Raw genomic sequence first — 16719 nt, 5'->3', positions numbered from 1 at the left:
CTCTTTATGTTTGAATCTGTTTTAATGTAACATACTCAAATTCCGAAATAGTACATCTTATTAAGAATCATCACTAAGTTTAGTTAATAAGACAGATCAAAATGAGGCTTTCACTTAAAACAGCTTCACTTTTTTCGCTCCTATCACATATACATGTGTCTAAAATAGGTATAACGTACATTTTTTTATAATACACAAACATTTTTAGTTAAATAGTATAGAATAATTAAATAAATGTGTTATACTAATTATAAATTTCAAACATTAATGAATAAATAATAGCTAAAAAAGGAAGGTAGTGCACATGAGTACTGTTGATATGTCTATCGAATTAAATGGTTTGCTTCAATTAAAAACAACAAAACACCAATTATCTGTTCCACAACTTGTTGAAAAAATTCTAGCTCGACGCGAAGGAACGCTGACTTCTACAGGTGCTGTGTCAGTCGAAACCGGAAAATATACAGGTCGCTCTCCTTTAGATAAATTTATTGTAAGCGATGCTGTGTCTTCAAAAACGGTTGAATGGGGACCTGTCAATCAGCCAATTTCTGCTCAGCGATTCGATGCGCTATACAAAAAAGTCTTAACCCACTTAAAGAAGCAGGATGAACTTTTTGTTTTTAATGGATATGCTGGAGCTGATAAAAAGTATCAGTTACCAATTCAAGTAGTTAATGAATTTGCATGGCATAACCTATTCGCTCAGCAGTTATTCATTCGCCCTTCAGCCGAACAAAAAACAAATGATGATGTGAAGCCGTTTACAATTGTAGCAGCTCCAACGTTCAAAGCTGATCCTGAAACAGACGGGACGAATTCTGAAACCTTCATTATTCTTTCGTTAGAGCGACGCATCGTGCTAATTGGAGGAACTGAATACGCTGGTGAAATGAAAAAATCTATTTTCTCAGTCATGAACTTCTTGCTTCCTCAAAACAATATTCTATCCATGCACTGTTCTGCTAACGTAGGAGAAGAAGGTGACGTTGCATTATTCTTTGGTTTATCTGGAACGGGTAAAACAACGCTTTCTGCTGATGCAAACCGTCGTTTAATCGGAGATGACGAGCACGGTTGGTCAAGCTCCGGTGTATTTAATATTGAAGGAGGATGCTACGCGAAGTGCATTCAGCTTTCCGAAGAAAAAGAACCGCAAATTTTCAATGCAATTCGCTTCGGCGCCGTACTGGAAAATGTAGTGTTAAATCAAAATACGAAAGTAGCAGATTACAATGATAATAGTTTAACAGAGAATACTCGTGCCGCTTATTCAATTGACTCTATTGATAATACGGTATTGCCAAGCGTTGCTGGGCACCCTACAGCTATTGTCTTTTTAACTGCTGATGCCTTCGGCGTCTTGCCTCCAATCAGCAAGCTTACAAAAGAACAAGCGATGTACCATTTTCTGAGCGGATACACTAGTAAGTTAGCTGGAACAGAGCGCGGCGTAACATCGCCACAGGCTACTTTCTCTACATGCTTTGGTGAGCCTTTCTTACCCCTTGCTCCAACAACTTATGCAGAAATGCTAGGAAAGAAAATCGATGAACATAATGTAAATGTATACCTTGTAAATACTGGATGGACCGGCGGTGAATACGGCGTGGGCGAACGAATGAAGTTAAGTTACACTCGAGCTATGGTTCAAGCAGCCCTTGAAGGAGAACTAGCTAATACCGAAACAGTAACAGATGCTATTTTTGGTTTATCGATTCCAACTCATGTTCCGGGAGTTCCTGATGAAGTGCTTCAGCCTTCTAAAGCATGGAACGATGCGACAGCTTATAACCAAAAGGCAACTGAGCTTGCTGCTAAATTCAAAGCTAATTTCAAGCGTTTTAATGATGTAGCATCTGACATTTCAACATTAGGCGGACCTAGAGTCTAATAAAAAACCGATCGTCTATAAGACGATCGGTTTTTTAGTTAGTCGAATGTAATTTTGTCAGTTCATATGTGACAATGGTTTTTTCCTGCTCCATTTCTACCTTACGCACAACAGCAGTTCCAATACATTCTCCATTTTTCGTTTTGTGAATGTTTAATGGAATATCTAACGGATACAAGCGATATCCTTTTTTCTCAATTTGAAAAATGTTATCCGTTACACGCTTTTCGTTGCCTTTTGTCACAATCATTGTATTTAATTCTAGCGGCATCCCCATTTTTTCTCACTCCTCACTGTTATTCTACTTGTTTTCTCTATCGTAGCATATCTTTTATTGCGCTTTCATCCACTTCGTTAACTTCTTCACCGTTTCTCGGTTTTCTTTTGGTGGAAAAGCATGTGGAAAGTTTTCGAAGTACCAGCTGGTAACTTTTTTATTGGACTTCTTTAGTTTAGATTCGAGCTGATAGGAATGATCAATCGACACGTTTTTATCTTCTAAACCATGAATAAGCAAGACCGGCGGCTCGACGAGATGAGCACGATGCAAAGGTGTCCTCCATTCGTATCTTTCAGGATATTTAGAAGGCGTTCCTCCAATCACCCGCTTCATCATTCTTCTTAAATCTTCTCTTTCTTCATATGTCAGCACCATATCCGTGACGCCTCCCCATAACACAAGAGAACGGCTGTCGTTTTTTTCAATGGCTGTGAGTAAAGCCATCACTCCCCCTCTTGAAAACCCAAAAATATGAATGCGGTCATGGTAGACGTTAGGGAGCTGTTTCAGTAAATCGTAAGCAGCAAAAGCATCGTAACGATCATCTCCCGCAAAATCTTCGTTTCCTTCGCCTCCTTGATTTCCCCTATAGAACGGAGCCATCACAATAAAACCTTGAGAAGCAAATTGAATGAGTCGAGCAGGACGAACCGTTCCTACGTTCTTAATACCTCCCCTTAAGTATAAAAAGCCGTCATACATTCCTTTTTCTTTTGGCTCTGCGAGCATTCCTTTAATCTTAAGCCCTTGACATGCATATGTAATCACCCACAGCGCCACGCGAGGGTTTGATGATGGGAAACGCTGTTTATGAAGAATTGTTCCATCTTTCATTTTTTTCCTCCATTCTTTATATAACTAGCCTGCTTTCTCCCGCTAAGGTGTACTTTCAATTGTTGACTAATACTTCTTTGATTTTACACATAGTTATATAGGCACTCACCTTCTTCCACTTCTTTACATACATTATCATAAAATATTTTATTATTTTAAGGAGGTTTGCTTTATGAAACCAATCAAATGGCTTTTTTCTTTGCTTGCTATTATGATTTTACTCATTCCACTAATTAGCTGCAGCAAAACAACATCTGTACAAACGGTTCGTGTTGGCGAAGTAACTCGCTCTATCTTTTATGCTCCCCAGTACGTCGCTATTTCAAAAGGCTTTTTTGAAGAAGAAGGACTAAAGGTAGATTTAAAAACAACGTGGGGCGGAGATAAGACAATGACGTCACTTTTATCTGACGGCATCGACGTCGCTCTAGTCGGCTCGGAAACTTCAATCTACGTATATGCACAGGGGTCTAGTGATCCCGTCATCAACTTTGCACAACTAACCCAAACCGACGGAACATTTCTAGTAGCGCGTAAAAAAGTCAATCACTTCTCATGGGATCAGCTTAAAGGCAAAACGTTTCTTGGTCAACGCAAAGGCGGCATGCCGCAAATGGTAGGGGAATATGTGTTGAAACAGCATAATATTGATCCTAAAAAAGATGTAAAACTCGTTCAAAACATTGATTTTGCTAACGTTGCGAATGCTTTTGCTTCTGGCACTGGAGATTACGTTCAATTATTTGAGCCAACGGCTAGTATTTTAGAGCAACAAGGAAAAGGACATATCGTTGCTTCCTTCGGAAAAGAATCAGGAACAGTTCCTTATACAACATTTATGGCCAAAGAAAGCTATTTAAAAGATAACCCTGAAGCAGCGGCTAAATTTACTCGAGCTATTTACAAAGCACAAAAATGGGTGAATACACATAACACAGATGAAATTGCTGAAGTGGTTGCACCGTATTTTGAAGATACACCTAAAGAAACGCTGAAAACTGTTATTGACCGCTATAAATCCCAAAAATCCTTTGCAACTAACCCTTTATTAGATCAAAAAGAGTGGGATCATTTACAAAAAATCATGGACGAATCTGGAGAACTTCCAAGACACATCGATCACAGTAAGCTAGTCAACACAAAATTCGCAAAAGATGCAATGAGTGAGTAATATGACAAAACTTCACATTCAAGATGTTCAGCATATGTATCTTACGACAAAGTCTGCTACCACTGCACTTGAACATATTAATTTGTCTATTGAAGAAGGAGAATTTGTTTCCTTTCTCGGCCCAAGCGGATGTGGAAAAACGACGCTTCTATCGATTATTGCCGGCTTGATTGAACCATCGTCCGGCTCTGTCACAATAGACGGTGAAAATATCGGAACATCAGTCCCAAACATCGGTTATATGCTTCAACAAGATTATTTGTTTCCGTGGAAAACCATTAAAGAAAATATTTTACTTGGTCTTGAAATTCGCGGCCAGCTAACAGATGAAACAGAGAAGAAAGCTTTGTTACTTCTAAAAGAAATCGGTTTACAAGGCGTAGATAGCCTATATCCGCACCAGTTATCCGGAGGCATGAGACAACGCGTCGCTTTAGTTCGAACACTTGCTATTGACCCCGCTATTTTACTCTTAGACGAACCTTTTTCAGCACTCGATTTTCAAACAAAACTCAAGCTTGAAGAACTTGTCTCCAAAACGCTGATGACCTATCAAAAAACGGCCGTTTTGGTCACGCACGATATCGGCGAAGCCATTGCTATGAGCAGCCGAATCTTTTTATTCTCAGCCAAGCCGGGGAAAATCGCAAAAACATTTACGGTTCCTTCTATTTTACGAACCCTTTCTCCGTTTGAAGCACGCCAGCACCCTGTCTATAACGATTTATTTATGGACATATGGAAGGAGCTTGATCAACTTGAAACCCACTAGCTCCCTAAATACTCTTCACGAAAGCTACCTTCGCAAGGTTCGCGGCGAAAAACGATTAGTACTGAGCGTACAGATGGTCATTTTCTTAGCCTTTTTTAGCTTCTGGGAACTAGCTTCTCGTTTAAAGTGGATTGATCCTTTAATTTTCAGTTCCCCTACTAAAGTATGGCATTTATTTTTAATTAAACTTGCCGACGGCTCGCTAGCAGAACATATTGGTTTTACATTATTTGAAACGGTTCTTGGCTTCATTCTAGGCACATTGCTAGGTATTTTACTTGCAACGGCCCTTTGGTATTCAACTAGGCTTGCAAACATATTAGACCCTTACCTCGTTATTTTAAACGCCATGCCCAAAGTAGCGCTGGGCCCTATTTTAATAGTAGCGATCGGTCCAGGATTTTTCTCAATTTTAACGATGGGAGCGATTATATCCGTTATTATTACATCCATCGTCGTTTACACAGCCTTTAAAGAAGTTGATCCAAACTATATTAAATTACTAAAAAGCTTCGGTGCAACGAAAACCCGCTGTTTTAAAGAAGCAATTCTGCCAGCTTCCATGCCTGCCATTATTTCCACATTTAAAGTAAATGTCGGCTTATCTTGGGTAGGCGTCATCGTAGGAGAATTTTTAGTTTCTTCAAAAGGGCTTGGATATATGATTATTTATGGTTTCCAAGTTTTCAACTTTACTCTTGTTCTTCTCAGCTTATTATTAATTGCCATTTTCGCTACGATTATGTACCAAGGCGTTGCTTATTTAGAAAAGAAATTGATCCGACGCTCATAAAAAATCCCCCCGTACAAACGGGGGGATTTTTATTAATACGATGCTTTTACAAAAATGTTCGCTTTACATATTTCATTACATATTGTAAAACATTATCTTTCATGATGAAGCTGTATGCATCATCTTGTTGAATACCCGAAGGTAGTTCATCAATCATTACTGGACCATCTGTTTCCATGTAGTCTTCTTTTTTAATTACATTTCCAATAGTAGCAAAATAAATGTTTTTAATAATGGTCTTTCCTTTACTTACTACTTTGTACTGACCAATATAAGTTAAAGAAGAGACTTCTCCGCCTGTTTCTTCAAATACTTCTCGAACCGCTGCTTCTTCTGGTACTTCATTGCCTTCTAGTTTTCCTCCGGGAAATTCTAAACCTCGTTTTGAGTGATTCGTTAGCAACCATTGATTTTCATACCTGCATACGACCCAAACATGACGTGGAGTTTTCGAGAATGGATTTTTTTCAAATGATAAAAATACTTGATTATGATATGCATCCTTAAATGTGTACATGGTCGACTCAAACTCCATTTGATTTTTCCCTTATTTTATCATACATTACGGCCATACCTGATAAGAAAAGTATGCTCGTACTTTTTTTCTTTGCTTTTTACCCCTTATTCCATTCTATCTGAAGATAAAATATTCATCTGTTTGATATGTGATTTTGTTTCATTGTCTCCCAGCTGATAAAGCATGGTATATATTTCAACTGTCGTTTTATCGTACATATCATTTTGAGAATCATGATGATATTCCAGATATGGAATATGTGATCGCCAAAAGCTCGACCAATCGCTTGAAGCACGCTGATCTAAATACGTTCTCAGCTTCTCCACTTCTTCATCTGTTGCTTCAATTGCATAATTCCAATCTGAAGCAGTATTTGACTGATTGATTTCTCCTGAACTCAGAGATACATAATATTTTTTTGTCATGAAAGATATTCAGCTCCTTCTTTCTAGTGCCAACTTATCTTTCTTATTTGTATCTTATTCTTTTTTTATACACTCTACGATTTAAAGCGGTCTTTTAAAATCGCTATTGCTTTTTTTAACGGCTCTGGAATTGGAATTCCTACAATTCCTGCATTTTCTGTAATTGAAATCATTTCGTTTAAAATATAGAACAAAATAGCTCCATCTCGAATAATATGACCGTTTTCCCAGAATACAGAATCGATAAAGTTTGCTACAGCAATCATGGCAAAAATAAAAATCTTTTTGGCAATTCCTTTAAAACCTACTTTGCTAGATAAACGTTTATTTATAAAAGCTGCAATTGTACCCGTCAAGTAATCCATTGCCACTAATGCTACTAAAGCCATTAGTAAATAGTCCCACTCTCCAAATAAAAAAAAAGCCAGTGAACCTAAACTTGAGATTATCAAGACAGCAAGCTTCTGCATATCCACTTTTTTCACCCTTTCAGCAGTCATAAGCAGTCATATCCCTACAGTATATGCCAGTGAAAAAAAAGTGTTCGTCCATCTTATCATAAAAAAACCTGCGAGTACTCGCAGGTTTTAATCACTTGCCTAGGAATGATTTTAACATCCACGTATGCTTCTCTAAGCTTTGATGAATGGCTAACAGCATGTCTCCTGTTGTTTCGTCGCCCGCTTCACCGGCTGCGTCCATTCCTTCTTTTAATTCAGCAGTTAGCGTATCAAAATCGCTTACTAAAGAAGCAACCATATCTTTAGCCGTTTCGCTTCCATCCGCTTCTTTAATAGAAGAAAGTTCTAACGATTCTTTCATTGTTGCCACAGGTTTTCCTTCTAATGCTAAAAGGCGTTCTGCAAGGTCATCAATAATTGTAGCTGTTTCCGTATACAGCTCTTCAAACTTTTCATGAAGAGTGAAGAATTGTTCACCTTTTACGTACCAGTGAAAGTTATGAAGTTTTATGTACATTACACTAAAATTCGCTACTTGTTTATTAACGATTTCATTTACATTTGCTGCCATGTTTTTCGCTCCTTTGTGAACTCTTTATATAATATAGTTGTACCCTTTTTTAGTTGATTAAAACATTTTTTTCATAAAAAGAGACATTTCCCTTTCTTTAGACTCAGAGAAACTTCTTCATCTTTTTTCAAATAAAATAAGCAGCCCAGTGGACTGCTTATTTTTAGCCAAATACTTTTTCTAAATCTTCTTTGTCTTGTTCTAGCCAGAACTTCATCAAGCGTTTTGCTCCTTCTAAATCGTGAAGTTTCGCTTGACCGCACTGCTTTTCGTTTGCTGCTGGAATTTCAGTAATGTTAATTGCATCTTTTAACGTATCGTCTAACAAGTCAATAATTTCACGTACAGTCGGCTCGCCGCTCACTACTAAGTAGTACCCAGTTTGACATCCCATAGGCGAAATATCAATAATATCAAAGTGATCATATTTTTCTACATGAGTACGAATGTTAAAAGCTAATAAATGCTCTAACGTATGAATAACGTCGGGCTTCATTGCTTGTTTGTTTGGCTGGCAAAAACGAATATCAAATTTATTTACAACGCCGTCGCTTCCCACTTTGTGAACACCGCAGTGTCTTACGTAAGGTGCTTTAACCGCATTATGATCTAGCTCAAAACTTTCTACTGATGGCATAATACCACTCCTTTTTTCTTCTTTCACCTATCATAACATGCAATTCCGATATATTTCATCCATTTAATAACCTTTATTTCTTTTAGTTGCTTTTTATTCCTTCTATCCCTTATAGTATGAGCAAACACGAAAGAAAGAACGTGATAATAAATGATTGCAAAGCTTTTGCTTTTACTTATAAAAGGATATCAAAAAGGAATTTCACCTTTTCTTCCGGCAAGGTGCCGGTTTTACCCTACTTGCTCCCAGTACGGAGTTGAATCCATTAAACGCTTTGGTGCCGTAAAGGGATCTTATTTGACTGTAAAACGCATTTTAAAATGCCACCCGTTCCATCCGGGTGGCATCGATGAAGTACCTGAGAAAAAATCACACTAAGCTTTAGTTGTTTTCGATTGCTTCATACCCATTTACAACAACATCTAGCTTTCCTGTATTTGGATCAATAACTAGTCCATGTACAGGAGTATCTTTTGAAAATAGAGGATGATTACGGATTGTCTCTACACTATGCTGAACAGTCTCTTCTACTGAATCAAAACCCGTTAACCATTGTTTCAAGTCCATAGAATATTCAATGGTATTAATCACTTCATCTGAGATGCCTTTTGCTCTTACTTTCTCTAAAAAAGGTTCCGCCTGAAGTTTACCTGCTCCGCAGTCATGGTGACCAATTACACATACCTCATCAGCTTGTAGCTCGTACACAGCTACTAAAATGCTTCGCATAATACTTCCAAATGGATGTGAAACAAGCGCTCCTGCATTTTTAACAATTTTCACGTCTCCGTTGCGTAAATTTAAAGCGTGTGGAAGCAATTCTACCAATCTTGTGTCCATACACGATAAAATGACCATTTTTTTATCAGGGAATTTGCTTGTTTCGTAAAGTTCATACTTCTTTTCTTCTACAAATTTTTTGTTGAATTCTAAAACATCTTGTAATAAGCTCATTTGCTGTCTTCTCCTTCATAAAAAAAATTCTTTCTTGTATTATAATACTTTTTCCTATAAGATGAAAAGTGTTAAATCGTAATCATTATTATTTATAAACAAGAAAGTAGGTTATAACAGTGAAAAAAATTCCCGTTACCGTTTTAAGCGGATACCTTGGTTCAGGTAAAACAACTCTTTTGAACCATATTTTAAAAAATAAAGAAGGTTTAAAGGTCGCGGTTATTGTCAATGACATGAGCGAAGTAAATATTGATGCAGACTTAGTTAAACAAGGCGGATTTTCTCGAACAGAAGAAAAACTTGTTGAAATGCAAAATGGCTGTATTTGCTGTACGCTTCGAGACGATCTAATGAAAGAGGTAGAACGCCTAGCTGACAATGGTGATATTGATTATATTGTCATTGAATCTTCCGGAATCAGCGAACCTATACCTGTTGCTCAAACATTTACTTATATTGATGAAGAGCTTGGCATTGATTTAACTCAGAAATGTTCGTTAGATACGATGGTCACTGTAGTAGATGCCAATCGCTTTTGGGAAGACTTTTCATCCGGCGAAAGCTTATTAGACCGCAAAGAAGGAACAGATGAAAACGATACAAGAGAAGTGATTGATTTATTAATCGATCAAATTGAATTTGCAAACGTCATTTTGTTAAACAAAGTTGATTTGTTAACAAAAGATGATGCAGATGAGCTGCAGGCTGTTCTTCATAAATTAAACTCAGAAGCCACTGTTATCCAAACAATTAATAGTGAAGTAAGCCTTGAAGCCATACTTCATACCCACTTATTCGACTTTGAAAAAGCTAGTCAAGGAGCCGGATGGATTAAAGAATTAAATGAAGAACACCATACGCCTGAAACGGAAGAGTTCGGTATTTCTTCTTTTGTATACAGAAGGAATCGTCCCCTTCATCCTGAACGCTTTATGAAATGGTTAGAGAACTGGCCGGTTGATATTGTACGCGCAAAGGGATTTTTCTGGCTTGCTTCGCGTAATAATATGGCAGGACTTCTTTCTCAAGCGGGTACGTCCATTATGATTCAAGCAGCGGGTGAATGGATAGCAACTTACGCACCGGAAGAAAGAGAACAAACCTTAAAAGAAGAGCCTGAATTACGAGCAAAATGGGATGAACAATTTGGAGATCGTATTAACGAGCTCGTGTTCATTGGTATTGATATGAACACAGCTGAAATAATTGAAACTTTAGACCGCTGTTTGCTGACAAATGAGGAAATGAATCAAGATTGGGCTACTCTCAAAGATCCCCTTCCTAAGTTTACAGTAAGTTCGTAAATTTTTAGTTTTCAAATCGTAATAATTACGATATAATAACATAGGTCATAAATGGTTACGATACGAACGGAAGGAGCAACATAATGAAATTCAAACCACTTTTAATGGTGCTTGCATTAGGAATCGGAACAGCTCTTGCAGGGTGCAGTTCAAGCAGTGCAAATAACGCATCTGATAATAAAAACAAAAAATTAGAAGTTTATACAACAATCTACCCTTTACAAGACTTTACTGAAAAAATTGGTGGAAAATATGTAGAAGCTAAAAGCATTTTACCAACCGGTGTAGATGCCCACTCATTTGAGCCTACAACAAAAACAATGGTTAAAATCGCCAACGCGGACGCATTCGTTTACTCAGGAATTGGACTTGAAGGTTTTGCAGATAAAGCACAGTCTACACTTAAAAATGAAGATGTAGCTTTAGTAGAAGCTGCAAAAGGAATTAAATTAGCAAAGAGTTCTGAAGATGATCATGCTCACGAAGACGAACATGCCCATGAAGAAGAGCATAACCACGGAGATACAGACCCTCACGTTTGGCTTGATCCTGTTTTAGCTATTCAATTAGCAGAAAATATTAAAGATGAACTTATTGAATTAAAACCAGATAAAAAAGCAGAGTTTGAAAAGAACTTCCAAGCGTTAAAGACTCACCTTGAAGATGTGGACCAAGAGTTAAAAACAACGATTGGCGACGCACCTCATAAAGAAATTTTAGTATCACATGCAGCCTATGGCTACTGGGAAAAACGATACGGCTTAAAGCAAATTAGCGTAGCGGGTTTATCTCCTACAAATGAGCCGTCTCAAAAACAATTAGAAAACATCGTAAAACAGGCAAAAAAAGACCATATCAAATACTTTATCTTTGACCAAAATTTAAAGCCTAAAGTGTCTACGCTTGTAAAAAATGAAGTGGGAGCTCAAGCTTTAACACTTCATAACTTAGAGTCATTAACAAAAAACGATGTTAAAAATAAAGAAGATTATTTCTCCATTATGCAGCACAACATTGATACGTTGAAAAAAGCATTATATTAATAAAAAAACTAGCCTCCCGGCTAGTTTTTTTATTGTAACTTATATTTTTGCTTAAAGCGTTCTACACGGCCGCCTTTATCAGCAAATTTTTGTTTTCCTGTATAAAATGGATGTGTATCCGAACTGATTTCAACTTTTAAAAGCGGATATGTGTTGCCATCTTCCCATTGAACGGTCTCATTTGATTGTTTTGTAGATCCTGATAAAAATGATGTTCCGCTATTTGTATCCATAAATACAACTTTACGATAGTCTGGATGAATATTTGTTTTCATTAAATATCTCTCCTTTAAAACAATATACACTTATTATAATCGTAATGATTACTATTTTCAAGTTATATGTTTTACCAATTCTGATGCATAAAGCGTGGTAAAAAGTGGACAATAAGGTTTATCAATACTTTACTGGAAAGGTTGAAAAGTGAATGGATCATTTAGTTACTGCACGTTCAATGTTTGGTTTGAACATGGGAGTACATATCATTTTTGCCACTCTTGGCGTCGGCATTCCTCTCATGATTTTATTGGCTGAAATTCTTTACTACAAAACAAAAGATAAAGATTATGAACTTATGGCACAGCGTTGGACAAAAGGAGCTGCTGTCCTGCTTGGAGTCGCCATTCCTACGGGAACGATTGCTGGTGTACAATTAGCGTTGCTTTGGCCGGGTTTTATGGAAATCGTAGGAAAAGTGATGGCTCTTCCCTTTCAAATTGAAATTTATGCTTTCTTTATTGAGGCTCTGTTTCTCTCTATTTACGTATACGCAGCGGACCGTATTTCTCGAAAAATGAGGATTATCAGTCTAATTTTAGTAGCAATAGGCGCTCTTGCCTCTGCCGTTTTAATTACAAACGTGCACGCATTTGAAGGAACACCTGCTGGCTTTCGAATTTTAAATGGCGAAATTGTAAGCGTAGATCCTTGGGCAGCTTTCTTTAATCCGAGTTTCTTTGTAACGTCCGGTCATGTAGCCGTTTCTGCTTATACAACCGGAGGCTTTGTCATTGCTTCAGTCGCTGCCTTTAAAATGCTTCGTGCGCGAAAACATAATCCAAGAGAATATAAATTTCATCATAAAGCATTGATGATGGGATTAGTAATCGGCGGGATTTTTTCTTTTGTAACAGCTTTGAATGGACATGAATCTATGCAAAAAGTATACGAATATCAACCCGAAAAACTTGCAGCAGCTGAAGGTCTATTTGAAACACAAGATCATGCGCCATTAGCTTTAGGCGGATTTACAGATGAAAAAGAACAGCGAGTCAAGTATGGAATTGAGTTTCCATGGATGCTCAGCTTCTTGTCGGGTAATAGCTTTAATACAGTGATTACTGGACTCAATGACTTCCCTAGGGATTATTGGCCGCCGCTTTTTGTGCATACCTTGTTTAACGGTATGGTCATTATCGGATCGATTTTAATTTTAGTGGCGCTAGTGGGCGTTGTTTGGTACAAGTTTTTAAAGAAGAAAAGCTTCCCTAAAATTTTTATGTGGGCATTTGTCGCAACAGGCCCTCTCGCGATCATGGGCATTGAATTCGGATGGATTTTCGCATGCACAGGAAGACAGCCCTGGGTCATTTACCGCATCATGCGTACATCAGAAGCAGTTACCACTTCTGCTAATTTGCATATTTTATTTTTTTTATTTTTGCTTGTTTATATCGTACTTGTGGCCGCAGTCGCCCTTGTACTGGTGTTTTATTTCAGAAGAAATCCGCTTTCTAAAGAGCTTGCTGCGCAAGCAGATTAAAAAGGATGTGAGAATATGGGTGATTCATTACTAGCAATTACTGTAATATGGGGCTTCATTTTTATCTATGCCGTAATGGGAACGATGGACTTTGGAGCTGGCTTTTGGTCGATGGTATATATTAATCGTACGAAAACAAATGCTACAGATGTAGCAAACAGATATCTATCGCCTACTTGGGAAGTAACCAATGTATTTATCGTTGCGATTGTTGTTGCGCTGTTTAGTTTTTTTCCTCGAGCTACATTTACGCTTGGCACAGTGTTACTAATACCCGGAAGTATCATTTTACTTCTCTTATCTATTCGAAGCGGATTTTTAGTGTTTTCACACTATGCTAGCAGCTTCAAATATCGGAGAGCATTGGTTTATATATCCGGTATATCCGGCGTGTTAATTCCTGCTTTTTTAATCGCTGTACTGCCAGTAAGTCAAGGTGGATTTATTGATATAATTGATGGCACGCAGCGATTAAATTTAGCAAAAGTATTTTCAAGTCCGCACGTCTATTCATTTATCGGGTTTGCCATAAGCTCTTCGCTGTTTCTATCGTCTCTGTTATTAGCAGATTACTCGAAGTCATCTGACGAAATGGAAGCTTATGCGGTCTATCGGCGTGATGCGCTCATTACAGGACCTCTTTCCCTGCTAATGGCTATCTTTATTATGATTACAATGCAATCAGAAGCAAGCTGGTTATATGATAAAATGATGCAGTTTAAGCCCCTTCTTTACGGATCTGTAGGTCTATTTGTAGTAGCTGGTATTGCTCTGCTGCTACCTTCTCAAAAAGGAAAAGGCATGCCTCGTTTAGCCGTGGTATCCATTATCCTTCAATATTTCTTAGCAAGTTACGTATACGGACGAAGTCATTTACCTTATGTTGTCTATCCAAACGTAACGATTGAGAATGGATTTACACATCCCGATGCGTTTCATTCTTTATTTATTGTGTATATTGTTGGTTTTGCTATTTTATTTCCTGGATTCTTTTATTTCTGGCGTCTATTTATGAAAGATAATAAAGAATACAGCAAAAAGAAGCCATATTAAAAAACCCGGTCAGCACTTGACCGGGTTTTCTTATGAAGCAGCAGATTTTGCTACTACTTCAGCAAAACCTTTAGCAAATACCTTACATTTTTCTACATCTTCTCCAAAGGGAGAGAGCTCGATTTTCAAACCGGGAACGGCTATATTTCCGTTACGTCTCTTTATTTTTTCTTCAATTAAATCAACTGCTCCGCAAAAAACATCATATGATGAATCACCTGAGCCAAATACAGCCATCTGCTTTTGACTGAGATCTATATCATCCATTTCATCATAAAGATCTAAAAAATCATCTGGCAGCTCTCCATCTCCCCACGTATAAGCTCCAAAGATAATAGATTCTGCGGATACAAGGTCAGAAGCATCAATGTCATATACTTCTGCTCGTTTCACATGCAATCCATGCTTGACTAATTCTTCTTCGATCAAATCGGCTATCGCTTCTGTGTTACCTGACATACTCGCATAAGCTAGTAAGATTTCCTTCATGTAAATGACGCTCCTTTACACCAGCAGTGTTGGCCGCACATCTCCTTCTTCAGCGCATTCTCGTTGAAGAGGACAGTTTTCACACTCACTGGATGCATAATTCTTTTGAAAATGTTTTGGTTCCATTAACACACTTTTGACAATATGTAGTTGAAGTATGGCTTTTTGATAATCGTCTGGTGCAATATGATAAGTTGTTGTTTCTCCAGTTAATAATGAATAAAAACGAATTTGTTCAGGAACCTTTTTAAAAGCTTGTTTCGAAAAAACGATAATAAAGTCTTTCATGGCGCTTTTCACTTCTTCATGGTCATCTAGAATGAATTTTGTTACCGTATAAGACTTCTCTGTCCATGCAGCAAAATCAATGGTTAGAGAAAGGTTGCTTTGAATTTCTTCTACATACACGCTGTATTTCTCAAACACAAAAAGCGGTAGTTCCACATGTGCTTTCTCTCCTAAAAACCTTAGTAAATAATCGCTTACTTTAGCTAACACATCGTAATAGTGAACGGGTGATGAAAACATATTTGGCTTTAGGCGCCAATATTTTTCAATAAGCTGTAAAACATAGAGGTTCGAGCGATACTCAACGGGCTTGCTATAGTATGTTTTAATGATTTGATGGACAGTTACTTGAACAAGCTGTTTCCAATCTATAGATGTTTTTTTCAAAAGAAGCTGCTGCTGATAAAATTTGTACGGACATCGAATAAATTGTTCGATGTGGTCGTTAGAGAGTGTCTTTATATGCACTTTTATCGGTTCCACCTATGTCTCACCACCCTAATTGAAATTCATTCTCAATAATAAGTAAAAATTAAATCATGAAATTTGCTCAATCACTTTACGAATAGCACTCCATGAATGTTTGACGAAATAAATCGGTTTTTTTTGTTTTTTTGCCTTCTCTTTAATGACTTTTGCCATATTGTGATTAATAAAATCCGTAATAACTAATACAAACCCAATATGTTCGGGTATTTCTCGCTTCACCATATTGCTTTTACGGCCATCTAAATGAATTACTTCATTAAATCCTTCTCCCGCTAAACGATCTGTAATATGCTTTAACCTGTCTCCTCCTACAACCATAACTGATGACATGTTTGTTCCCTCCCAATTAATTATTCATTTAATGATTTGACAACAACTTGTATTCTTTACTATATACACAGTTTAATTGAGAATGATTCTCTTTGTCAATGTTTAATTGATAAAAATTCTCAATTAAAATGAAAGTCTACCACCTTTCTTATAAGTTAGTTGAATTTTGACCATACTATAGCTATCACATACAAAGGAGGGTTAACGTTGGAACAAAACATTCTTTGTGAAGTAAATAACTGTCACTTTTGGAAAAATGGAAATCACTGCAGCGCAGAAGAAATTTACGTGGTAAGTCATAGCGGAAAACATGCAGCAAGCAGTTATGAAACAGACTGTAAAACGTTCAAGCCAACTGAAGCGTAACCCGCAAAAGGACAGCCTCTGGGTTGTCTTTTTTCTCTCTTCAAGATCATAAAAAAGGAGACTAATATGAAAACTGAACAACTGATTCATTTTTTTAAAGAAGAAGCAATAAAAGCAAATGAACAAACCTTTCCAATCTATGTACAATCGTTTACTCATTTATGGACATATAAATGGGGAACACTTGAAAACATTCCAGAAGAAATTGATGACTTAATTACCACACGTGCGTTAGAACTTGGACTTATTCACTTAAAAAAAGCTGACTAATCAATAAGGAAAT

General features: G+C 37.3%; 23 protein-coding genes. 11 read left to right on the top strand and 12 right to left on the bottom strand.

The genetic code is table 11. The features are described 5' to 3' along the window. Positions 1 to 304: 304 nt before the first annotated feature. Positions 305 to 1894 carry a phosphoenolpyruvate carboxykinase (ATP) gene (pckA, locus tag ACFX4N_RS19915; RefSeq protein ID WP_028411848.1) on the top strand — a complete coding sequence of 530 codons (1590 nt, stop codon included), beginning with the start codon at positions 305 to 307 and terminating at the stop codon, positions 1892 to 1894. Positions 1895 to 1928: 34 nt separating this feature from the next. On the opposite strand, the gene ACFX4N_RS19910 is transcribed toward pckA, so the two are convergent. Both ACFX4N_RS19910 and ACFX4N_RS19905 read right to left on the bottom strand, forming a co-directional pair. After that, entirely contained in the window at positions 1929 to 2171 is a 243-nt protein-coding gene (locus tag ACFX4N_RS19910) for a DUF2584 domain-containing protein (RefSeq protein ID WP_013059538.1), read from the bottom strand. Between the two features lie 54 nt (positions 2172 to 2225). Continuing rightward, a complete protein-coding gene (locus tag ACFX4N_RS19905; protein ID WP_013059539.1) occupies positions 2226 to 3008 on the bottom strand; it encodes an alpha/beta hydrolase family protein in 783 nt (260 codons plus the stop codon). A gap of 172 nt (positions 3009 to 3180) precedes the next feature. On the opposite strand from ACFX4N_RS19905, the gene ACFX4N_RS19900 reads away from it, so the two are divergent. Genes ACFX4N_RS19900 through ACFX4N_RS19890 form a run of 3 tightly spaced genes read left to right on the top strand, consistent with a single transcriptional unit; the run spans position 3181 to position 5744 of the window. After that, positions 3181 to 4179 (top strand): ABC transporter substrate-binding protein, encoded by a 999-nt coding sequence (locus tag ACFX4N_RS19900; RefSeq protein ID WP_013059540.1) that lies wholly within the window; start codon positions 3181 to 3183, stop codon positions 4177 to 4179. Position 4180: 1 nt separating this feature from the next. Further along, positions 4181 to 4951, top strand: coding sequence for an ABC transporter ATP-binding protein (locus ACFX4N_RS19895; protein WP_098548247.1), 771 nt, complete (start codon positions 4181 to 4183; stop codon positions 4949 to 4951). Beyond that, a complete protein-coding gene (locus ACFX4N_RS19890; protein ID WP_025601482.1) occupies positions 4938 to 5744 on the top strand; it encodes an ABC transporter permease in 807 nt (268 codons plus the stop codon). The genes ACFX4N_RS19895 and ACFX4N_RS19890 overlap by 14 nt, the downstream gene beginning before the upstream one ends. Positions 5745 to 5790: 46 nt before the next feature. Here the strand turns inward: ACFX4N_RS19890 and ytkD are convergent, their stop codons facing one another. The 5 genes from ytkD to ACFX4N_RS19865 form a co-directional block, all read right to left on the bottom strand. Next, the gene (gene ytkD / locus ACFX4N_RS19885) at positions 5791 to 6261 is read right to left on the bottom strand and encodes an RNA deprotection pyrophosphohydrolase (RefSeq protein ID WP_013059543.1); all 471 of its coding nucleotides are present in this window, start codon (positions 6259 to 6261) and stop codon (positions 5791 to 5793) included. Positions 6262 to 6365: 104 nt separating this feature from the next. After that, positions 6366 to 6686 carry a hypothetical protein gene (locus ACFX4N_RS19880; RefSeq protein WP_013059544.1) on the bottom strand — a complete coding sequence of 107 codons (321 nt, stop codon included), beginning with the start codon at positions 6684 to 6686 and terminating at the stop codon, positions 6366 to 6368. 74 nt (positions 6687 to 6760) lie between these two features. Then, the gene (locus ACFX4N_RS19875; RefSeq protein WP_013059545.1) at positions 6761 to 7186 is read right to left on the bottom strand and encodes a phage holin family protein; all 426 of its coding nucleotides are present in this window, start codon (positions 7184 to 7186) and stop codon (positions 6761 to 6763) included. Positions 7187 to 7277: 91 nt separating this feature from the next. Further along, positions 7278 to 7718 carry a Dps family protein gene (locus ACFX4N_RS19870; RefSeq protein ID WP_013059546.1) on the bottom strand — a complete coding sequence of 147 codons (441 nt, stop codon included), beginning with the start codon at positions 7716 to 7718 and terminating at the stop codon, positions 7278 to 7280. Between the two features lie 163 nt (positions 7719 to 7881). Next, positions 7882 to 8355, bottom strand: a complete 474-nt coding sequence (locus ACFX4N_RS19865; RefSeq protein ID WP_013059547.1) for an S-ribosylhomocysteine lyase — start codon at positions 8353 to 8355, stop codon at positions 7882 to 7884. 150 nt (positions 8356 to 8505) lie between these two features. Here ACFX4N_RS19865 and yidD point away from each other — a divergent pair, with 150 nt between their 5' ends. Beyond that, a complete protein-coding gene (yidD, locus tag ACFX4N_RS19860) occupies positions 8506 to 8733 on the top strand; it encodes a membrane protein insertion efficiency factor YidD (protein ID WP_013059548.1) in 228 nt (75 codons plus the stop codon). 3 nt (positions 8734 to 8736) lie between these two features. On the opposite strand, the gene ACFX4N_RS19855 is transcribed toward yidD, so the two are convergent. Further along, a complete protein-coding gene (locus ACFX4N_RS19855) occupies positions 8737 to 9309 on the bottom strand; it encodes a beta-class carbonic anhydrase (RefSeq protein WP_014457956.1) in 573 nt (190 codons plus the stop codon). Between the two features lie 119 nt (positions 9310 to 9428). Between ACFX4N_RS19855 and ACFX4N_RS19850 the strand changes: the two genes are divergently transcribed. Together ACFX4N_RS19850 and ACFX4N_RS19845 are read left to right on the top strand one after the other, a co-directional pair. Continuing rightward, on the top strand, positions 9429 to 10616 hold the full coding sequence (locus tag ACFX4N_RS19850) for a GTP-binding protein (RefSeq protein WP_082611792.1): 1188 nt from the start codon (positions 9429 to 9431) through the stop codon (positions 10614 to 10616). Between the two features lie 83 nt (positions 10617 to 10699). Then, positions 10700 to 11659: a metal ABC transporter substrate-binding protein gene (locus tag ACFX4N_RS19845; protein WP_013059551.1), complete on the top strand. Its 960-nt coding sequence runs from the start codon at positions 10700 to 10702 to the stop codon at positions 11657 to 11659. A 29-nt stretch (positions 11660 to 11688) separates the two neighbouring features. Here the strand turns inward: ACFX4N_RS19845 and ACFX4N_RS19840 are convergent, their stop codons facing one another. Continuing rightward, positions 11689 to 11934 (bottom strand): type B 50S ribosomal protein L31, encoded by a 246-nt coding sequence (locus tag ACFX4N_RS19840; protein ID WP_013059552.1) that lies wholly within the window; start codon positions 11932 to 11934, stop codon positions 11689 to 11691. Between the two features lie 152 nt (positions 11935 to 12086). On the opposite strand from ACFX4N_RS19840, the gene ACFX4N_RS19835 reads away from it, so the two are divergent. Together ACFX4N_RS19835 and ACFX4N_RS19830 are read left to right on the top strand one after the other, a co-directional pair. Beyond that, positions 12087 to 13421 carry a cytochrome ubiquinol oxidase subunit I gene (locus tag ACFX4N_RS19835; protein ID WP_013059553.1) on the top strand — a complete coding sequence of 445 codons (1335 nt, stop codon included), beginning with the start codon at positions 12087 to 12089 and terminating at the stop codon, positions 13419 to 13421. Positions 13422 to 13436: 15 nt separating this feature from the next. Continuing rightward, complete coding sequence (locus tag ACFX4N_RS19830) at positions 13437 to 14474, top strand: cytochrome d ubiquinol oxidase subunit II (protein WP_013059554.1); 1038 nt, start codon at positions 13437 to 13439, stop codon at positions 14472 to 14474. A 30-nt stretch (positions 14475 to 14504) separates the two neighbouring features. Here ACFX4N_RS19830 and ACFX4N_RS19825 read toward each other — a convergent pair whose 3' ends face one another. Genes ACFX4N_RS19825 through ACFX4N_RS19815 form a run of 3 tightly spaced genes read right to left on the bottom strand, consistent with a single transcriptional unit; the run spans position 14505 to position 16070 of the window. After that, positions 14505 to 14963: a flavodoxin gene (locus ACFX4N_RS19825; protein WP_025601458.1), complete on the bottom strand. Its 459-nt coding sequence runs from the start codon at positions 14961 to 14963 to the stop codon at positions 14505 to 14507. A 15-nt stretch (positions 14964 to 14978) separates the two neighbouring features. Then, complete coding sequence (locus ACFX4N_RS19820) at positions 14979 to 15734, bottom strand: hypothetical protein (protein WP_235567347.1); 756 nt, start codon at positions 15732 to 15734, stop codon at positions 14979 to 14981. A gap of 54 nt (positions 15735 to 15788) precedes the next feature. Then, on the bottom strand, positions 15789 to 16070 hold the full coding sequence (locus ACFX4N_RS19815) for a DUF2325 domain-containing protein (protein ID WP_013059557.1): 282 nt from the start codon (positions 16068 to 16070) through the stop codon (positions 15789 to 15791). 207 nt (positions 16071 to 16277) lie between these two features. Between ACFX4N_RS19815 and ACFX4N_RS19810 the strand changes: the two genes are divergently transcribed. After that, positions 16278 to 16436, top strand: a complete 159-nt coding sequence (locus ACFX4N_RS19810) for a DUF1540 domain-containing protein (protein ID WP_013059558.1) — start codon at positions 16278 to 16280, stop codon at positions 16434 to 16436. Between the two features lie 66 nt (positions 16437 to 16502). After that, a complete protein-coding gene (locus ACFX4N_RS19805) occupies positions 16503 to 16706 on the top strand; it encodes a hypothetical protein (RefSeq protein WP_013059559.1) in 204 nt (67 codons plus the stop codon). Positions 16707 to 16719: the final 13 nt, after the last annotated feature.

Origin of the sequence: Priestia sp. YIM B13551 (assembly GCF_042787905.1) — a bacterium.
In the GTDB taxonomy this organism is placed as follows: Bacteria; Bacillota; Bacilli; order Bacillales; family Bacillaceae_H; genus Priestia.
This window is presented reverse-complemented; position numbering and strand designations above follow the sequence as displayed.